Below are 7,132 nucleotides of genomic sequence, written 5' to 3'. Positions count from 1 at the left end.
CCGACACCCGACGTACCACCCCCGGCAGACCGACCCGCGGAAGACCCACCCCCGGAAGATCCACCCCTGGAAGACCCACCACCCGAACCCCCGCTGCCAGACGTATTGCCTCCGCGGCCCGAGCCACCCGAACCACTCGTGCCGCCGGATGTTCCGCTCGTCGTTCCGCCGACGCCAGCAGGCCCGACGGTACCGTTCCCGTTGTTGCCGCTACCGCTGCTGTTGCCATTTCCGCTACCGGGGCTGCCGCCGCTGCCATTGCTGCCTGGGCCTGCGCCATTACCGCCAGCGCGTCCGCCGGCGAAGACGTGCACCGCGCACGCAGCCGGGTTGGCTGCGCAAGGCGAAGCGTCGTCGACCAGCGTCATGATGGCGTCCGCGTGGGCAACTGCATCGGCCGCGGCGTCCGGTGTCGCATCCTGTGCGACGGCATATGAGCAGCAGCACGCGAACGCGGCCGCGGCGAACAAGGTTGCGCGATAGCGCCGTCCCGGCGTACGGAACGGTTGTTTCGTCTTGAGCATCATGGCCTCCCCATGCGCGCGATGCCTCGTCGCCGCGCGGCGATCTACGTGTGGTGCAGGGGGCCGTTAAAGGTTCGTAGTCCTGTCGGCAGCCGATCGCGTTCGGGCGGGCGCTGGACGTCAGCCTCGAGCGCGGGATGGCATGCGGGCCCGCCGTGCGAATCCCTATCTGCGAGATCCGTGCCACCGGCCGCTTGCGCCCGTCGCACAAGGCGCACGCAAGCGCGCGACGGCGCATGCAACGTCTTGGGGGGAGTTTTGTTTCCGGAATGAAACGTCTGAGTTAAGTTCAGCGCGCAGGCGCATCGGCCGCGCGCTGCCAGCGGTGGAACAGGATCGACGCGATCCAGCAGACGAGGAACAGGGCGACGATGCCGTAGCCGATCGAGCCGAAGCGCTCGCCGAGCGCATCGAGCGCGTCGCGCACGGGGCCCGTCAGCGACAGCTTGTCGGCCAGCAGGCCGGCTGCCTCGATCCCGCCGATCGCCAGCGCGACGGCCGCCGACACGAACGTGATGCTCGCGTTGTAGAGCAGCTTGCGCTGCGGATCGTCCATCGCCCAGCCGTACGCGTGAATCATCAGCACGTTGTCGGTCGAGTCGATCAGCGTCATGCCGGCGGTGAAAAGCGCGGGAAACAGCATGACTGTATAAACCGGCAACCCCTGGCTCGCCTGCGCGGCGGCAATCGCGAGCAGGCCGATTTCGGTTGCAGTATCGAAACCTAGCCCGAACAGCACGCCGACCGGATACATGTGCCAGCTCTTCGACACGAACCGGAACAGCGGACGCAGCAGCCGGGACACGAGCCCGGCGGGACGGTGCACATGCGCGGCATCGTGCGCGTGCCCGTGCGTGCCGCGATAGCGCCGCCACACGTCGCGCAGGATCACCAGGTTCACGCACGCGAGCACGAGCAGGAAAGTGGCCGACACGGCCGTGCCGATCGTGCCGCCGATCTCGCGGAATGCATCGAACCGGTCGCGCAGCGCGAACGCGGTCAGCGCGATGCCGAGCGTCGCGGCGATCACGATCGTCGAATGGCCGAGCGAGAAGAACAGCCCGACGCTCACCGGACGCTGGCCTTCCTGCATCAGCTTGCGCGTTGCAACGTCGATCGCGGCGATGTGATCGGCGTCGACCGCATGACGCAGCCCGAGCCCATACGCGATCGCCGCGGTGCCGAGCAGTAGCGGATGATCGCGCAACACGGCGAGCGCCCACAGCCAGACGGCGGCGTTCGCGGCGATCAGGCCGGCATAGAGGATCAGCAGGCGGCGCAGGGCAGGGGTGGGCGGCATCGGGCGGGTTCCATCTGACGAATCGCGATCCATTGTGGCACGCGAAAAAAATGCCTGGCTTGCCGATCAAAAAGCCGCGAACGCCGCGTGCGCCGAATGAAAAAAGGCCCGTCCGGAACCGGACGGGCCTTGTCTGCAAGCGGCAGCGCGCGAGCGCGCCGCGCTTACTTCACTTTCGCGCTGATCACGCCTTCCGATACGTTGGCCGGCGTTTCCGCGTACTGCTTGAACTCCATCGTGTAGGTCGCGCGGCCCTGCGTGGCCGACCGCAGCGACGTCGAATAGCCGAACATTTCCGCGAGCGGCACTTCGGCGCGCACGAGCTTGCCGCCGCCGCCTGCGATGTCTTCCATCCCCTGCACGATGCCGCGACGGCTCGACAGGTCGCCCATCACGTTGCCCATGAAGTCTTCAGGCGTTTCCACCTCGACGGCCATCATCGGTTCGAGCAGCACGGGCTTCGCGCGTCGCATCGCTTCCTTGAACGCCATCGAACCGGCCATCCGGAACGCATTTTCGTTCGAGTCGACGTCGTGGTACGAACCGAACGTCAGCGTGACCTTCACGTCGACGACTGGATAGCCCGCCAGCACGCCGCTCTTCAGCGTTTCCTGGATGCCCTTGTCGACCGACGGAATGTATTCGCGCGGAATCACGCCGCCCTTGATCGCGTCGACGAACTCGTAGCCCTTGCCGGGGTTCGGTTCGAGCGTGATCACCGCATGCCCGTACTGGCCGCGGCCGCCCGACTGCTTGACGAACTTGCCTTCGACGTCCTTCGCCGGCGTGCGCACCGTCTCGCGATAAGCGACCTGCGGCTTGCCGACCGTCGCTTCCACGCCGAATTCACGCTTCATCCGGTCGACCAGAATTTCGAGGTGAAGCTCGCCCATCCCCGAAATGATCGTCTGCCCGGATTCTTCGTCGGTCTGCACGCGGAACGACGGATCTTCCTGTGCCAGACGGTTCAGCGCCAGGCCCATCTTTTCCTGGTCGGCCTTCGTCTTTGGCTCGACAGCCTGCGAAATCACCGGCTCCGGGAAAATCATGCGTTCGAGCACGATCGGGTGCGCCGGATCGCACAGCGTGTCGCCGGTGGTCGCTTCCTTCAGGCCGACGGCCGCCGCGATGTCGCCCGCGCGCACTTCCTTGATTTCCTTGCGCTCGTTTGCGTGCATCTGCAGGATCCGGCCGAGTCGCTCCTTCTTGTCCTTCGTCGCGTTCAGCACCGTGTCGCCGGATTCGACCACACCCGAATACACGCGGAAGAAGATCAACTGGCCGACGAACGGGTCGGTCATGATCTTGAACGCGAGCGACGAGAACGGATCCTCGTCGTTCGGATGACGCTCCGCTTCCTTGTCGTGCAGGTCATGGCCGAGAATCGCGGGCACGTCGACCGGCGACGGCAGGTAGTCGATCACCGCGTCGAGCATCGCCTGCACGCCCTTGTTCTTGAACGCGCTGCCGCACAGCATCGGCACGATCTCGTTCGCGATCGTGCGCTTGCGCAGCGCGGCCTTGATCTCGTCCTCGGTCAGCGACTCATGGTCGTGCAGGTACTTCTCGAGCAGTTCCTCGCTCGCTTCCGCCGCGGCCTCGACCATCTTCTCGCGCCACTCGTGCGCGAGCTCGACGAGGTTCGCGGGGATGTCCTCGTACGAGAACTTCACGCCCTGGCTTTCGTCGTCCCACACGATCGCCTTCATCTTCACGAGATCGACGACGCCCTGGAAATGATCTTCCGCGCCGATCGGAATCTGGATCGGCACGGCGACGCCTTTCAGGCGCTCGCCGATCTGCCGCTGCACTCGGAAGAAATCGGCGCCGACGCGGTCCATCTTGTTGACGAACGCGATGCGCGGCACCTTGTACTTGTTGGCCTGGCGCCAGACGGTTTCGGACTGCGGCTGCACGCCGCCGACCGAGTCGTAGACCATGCACGCGCCGTCGAGCACGCGCATCGAGCGCTCGACTTCAATCGTGAAGTCGACGTGCCCGGGCGTGTCGATGATGTTGATCCGGTGCTCAGGATAGTTGCCGGCCATGCCCTTCCAGAAGGCCGTGGTCGCGGCCGACGTGATCGTGATGCCGCGTTCCTGCTCCTGCTCCATCCAGTCCATCGTGGCCGCGCCGTCGTGCACTTCACCGATCTTGTGGCTCACGCCGGTGTAAAACAGGATGCGCTCGGTCGTCGTGGTTTTGCCGGCATCGATGTGAGCGCTGATCCCGATATTGCGATAGCGCTCGATGGGGGTTTTGCGGGGCACGTGAACCTCCTTGGGTTCGGATGTAAGCGGGCCGACAGTGCGGGCCCGGGCTGGACAAGCGAGACTTAAAGCATAGCGCTTGTGCGTGGCTTTTGCAGATGCGGCCGGCGCCGGTGGAATCAAGTCGGGCGCCACCGCCGGCGGGCGAAAAAAAAGCCGGCGCGCAACGGGCGGCCGGCTTCGGTCGGTGCGCGGCGCGACGCCGCGGCGATGGCCGTTACTGGGCCTGCGGCAGGCCTTCGAGCTTCATGCCGGGCTTGATGCCCTTCGCCGCGAACCAGCCCTTGCTCATTTCGAGCGCATAGACGCCGTTGTTGCGCGGGCAGTGGTTGTCGGTCGTCTCGGCCTTCATCTCGTCGATGTCGGTGATCGTGCCGTCCGCGCGAATGAACGCGATCGACAGCGGAATCAGCGTGTTCTTCATCCAGAAGCAGTGCACTGCGTTCTCGTTGAACACGAACAGCATGCCTTCGTTCGGCGCGAGCTGCGAACGGTACATCAGCCCCTGTTCGCGGTCGGGGTCGTTCGCGGCGACGGCCGCGTCGATCACGTACATGCCGGCGCGCAGCTTCACGCGCGGGAATTCGCTCGGCTGCTTGGCGCCGGGCGGCACTTGCGCGCTGGCGGCCTGCATGCCGAACGCCATGACGGCGAGCGCGGCGGGAAACACGGCGGCGCGCGCAAGGCGGCCGAGCGACGAGCGCAGGGAGAATTGCACAGCAAGGCTCCTATCTGGAAAACAAGACCCGCATGGTACGCGATGCGTGCAGGCGGGCACAAAAAAGAAAAAGGCAGATCGCCTTGCGGTGATCTGCCTTTCAACGCCGTAAGAACGGCAAGACTGCGTGTTCTTGACTGCGTTATTACAGCAAGCTTACTTAGTTCGAAGCAGCTGCCGGTGCTGCTGCGTCGCTTGCTGCAGCCTTCTTCGATGCCTTGTGGTGCTTCTTAGCTGCGTGGTGCTTCTTGGCAGCGTGCTTAGCCGGTGCCGAAGCAGCTTCAGCAGCAGCCGGAGCAGCTTCCGGAGCCGATGCTTGTGCGAAAGCAGCCGTTGCGAAGAGGCCAGCGACCAGAGCGGCGATCAGTTTGTTCATGTTGTGTTCCTCAGCTTTAGTTAATTAACCAAATGACCCGGCAATAGGAGTCATGTCGTCTAACGGTGCCATCCACCTTTCGGTTGACAGACGCTTCGAGAAATTTCTCATTGCGCTGCGGGCGCCGAATCGTATTCGATAAAAACGTCGCTTTCGTGACGCAAACACGGGTTCGGCTGCCAATGCCGGATAGCTAAGGTTGGCATCTGCTCGGTTTAACGCGCGATCTTCGCAGGCGGTTGACGAAAAAGATGACGAAAAATTCGCCCGTCCCGAATTCGTCATGCGGCGGGCGCGAAACCATCCCACGGCGCGCGCGGCGGCAGCGCGATTGTTTCTCCGGGTGCAATGCCGAGCGCGAATATATCCAGTGCGCCGACGCCGACACGCACCAGGCGCAACGTCGGGAAGCCGACGGCCGCCGTCATCCGGCGCACCTGCCGGTTCTTGCCTTCGGTGATCGCCAGCTCGATCCACGTCGTCGGGATCGCGGCGCGGTAGCGGATCGGCGGGTTGCGCGGCCACAGCGTGTCGGGCGGTTCGATGAGTTCGGCGCGGCACGGACGCGTCACGTAGTCGCCGAGGTCGACGCCGCGCGCGAGCGCCTTCAGGTCGGCGGGGCCGGGTGCGCCCTCGACCTGCGCCCAGTAGCGCTTGACGAGCTTGTGGCGCGGCTCGGCGATGCGCGCCTGCAGCGCGCCGTCGTCGGTGAGCAGCAGCAGCCCCTCGCTGTCCGCGTCCAGCCGGCCGGCCGCGTAGACGCCGGGCGTTTTTACCCAGTCGCCGAGCGACGGGCGCGTCTCGTGCGCGGAAAACTGGCAAATCGTGCCGAACGGCTTGTTGAGGGCGATCAGGTTCATGGCGGGGCATCCGCCCGGCGCGCCGCGGGAAGCGGGGGCGGGTAGTCTATGGCAAATGGCGGAATCTTAATGCATAATACGGAACGGCAAGTCCTCTGTCTTATATAAGACATAAGTGGGGTCTTGATACGCAGTGCCGCGCTTCATGCCGAAGTGCCCGGTTGGGGCGCTAGAATAGCGGCTCGCTGTTGCCGTCACGGGGTGGCCATGCCGCGCCCCCGCCGCGCGCGCAGCTTCGACCAGCATCACCTGCTCAGCCACGTCACTGGAGTCGATCATGCCGTATCAGCACATCAAGGTTCCGGAAGGCGGTGACAAGATCACCGTTAACAAGGACTTCTCGCTCAACGTTTCCGATCAGCCGATCATTCCCTATATCGAAGGCGACGGTACGGGCTTCGATATCACCCCGGTCATGATCAAGGTCGTCGACGCGGCGGTCGCGCATGCCTACAAGGGCAAGCGCAAGATCCACTGGATGGAGATTTTCGCGGGCGAGAAGGCGACGAAGGTGTACGGTCCGGACGTGTGGCTCCCGGACGAAACGCTGCAGGTGCTGAAGGAATACGTGGTGTCGATCAAGGGGCCGCTCACGACCCCGGTCGGCGGCGGCATCCGTTCGCTGAACGTCGCGCTGCGCCAGGAACTCGACCTGTACGTGTGCCTGCGCCCGGTGCAGTACTTCAAGGGCGTGCCGTCGCCGGTGCGCGAGCCGCAAAAGATCGACATGGTGATCTTCCGCGAGAACTCGGAAGACATCTACGCGGGCATCGAATGGGCCGCGGGCTCCGAGCAGGCGAAGAAGGTGATCAAGTTCCTGCAGGACGAGATGGGCGTGAAGAAGATCCGCTTCCCGGAAACTTCGGGGATCGGCGTCAAGCCCGTGTCGACCGAAGGCACCGAGCGTCTCGTGCGCAAGGCGATCCAGTACGCGATCGACAACGATCGCAAGTCGGTCACGCTGGTGCACAAGGGCAACATCATGAAGTTCACGGAAGGCCTGTTCCGTGACGCCGGCTACGCGCTTGCACAGAAGGAATTCGGCGGCGAGCTGATCGACGGCGGCCCGTGGATTTTTTTTTTC

6 protein-coding genes are annotated in these 7,132 nt (G+C 64.5%); 1 reads left to right on the top strand and 5 read right to left on the bottom strand.

Annotation, left to right across the window (positions count from 1 at the left end; all coding sequences use genetic code 11):
• Nucleotides 1–813: 813 nt before the first annotated feature.
• The 5 genes from G3N93_RS10835 to G3N93_RS10815 all read right to left on the bottom strand — a co-directional run bounded on the left by G3N93_RS10835 (nt 814) and on the right by G3N93_RS10815 (nt 6,048).
• Complete coding sequence (locus G3N93_RS10835) at nt 814–1,824, bottom strand: HoxN/HupN/NixA family nickel/cobalt transporter (RefSeq protein WP_174941971.1); 1,011 nt, start codon at nt 1,822–1,824, stop codon at nt 814–816.
• A 164-nt stretch (nt 1,825–1,988) separates the two neighbouring features.
• Nucleotides 1,989–4,094 (bottom strand): elongation factor G, encoded by a 2,106-nt coding sequence (gene fusA, locus G3N93_RS10830; RefSeq protein ID WP_174941498.1) that lies wholly within the window; start codon nt 4,092–4,094, stop codon nt 1,989–1,991.
• A 217-nt stretch (nt 4,095–4,311) separates the two neighbouring features.
• Nucleotides 4,312–4,812, bottom strand: coding sequence for a DUF192 domain-containing protein (locus tag G3N93_RS10825; protein WP_011352971.1), 501 nt, complete (start codon nt 4,810–4,812; stop codon nt 4,312–4,314).
• A 160-nt stretch (nt 4,813–4,972) separates the two neighbouring features.
• Nucleotides 4,973–5,188, bottom strand: a complete 216-nt coding sequence (locus tag G3N93_RS10820; protein ID WP_011352970.1) for a hypothetical protein — start codon at nt 5,186–5,188, stop codon at nt 4,973–4,975.
• A gap of 281 nt (nt 5,189–5,469) precedes the next feature.
• Complete coding sequence (locus tag G3N93_RS10815) at nt 5,470–6,048, bottom strand: pseudouridine synthase (protein WP_206133000.1); 579 nt, start codon at nt 6,046–6,048, stop codon at nt 5,470–5,472.
• Between the two features lie 277 nt (nt 6,049–6,325).
• On the opposite strand from G3N93_RS10815, the gene icd reads away from it, so the two are divergent.
• The coding region (gene icd, locus G3N93_RS10810; protein WP_206132999.1) for an NADP-dependent isocitrate dehydrogenase at nt 6,326–7,132 on the top strand (807 nt) is incomplete at its 3' end.

This window comes from Burkholderia sp. Se-20378 (assembly GCF_017104665.1).
Lineage (GTDB): Bacteria > Pseudomonadota > Gammaproteobacteria > Burkholderiales > Burkholderiaceae > Burkholderia > Burkholderia lata.
This window is presented reverse-complemented; position numbering and strand designations above follow the sequence as displayed.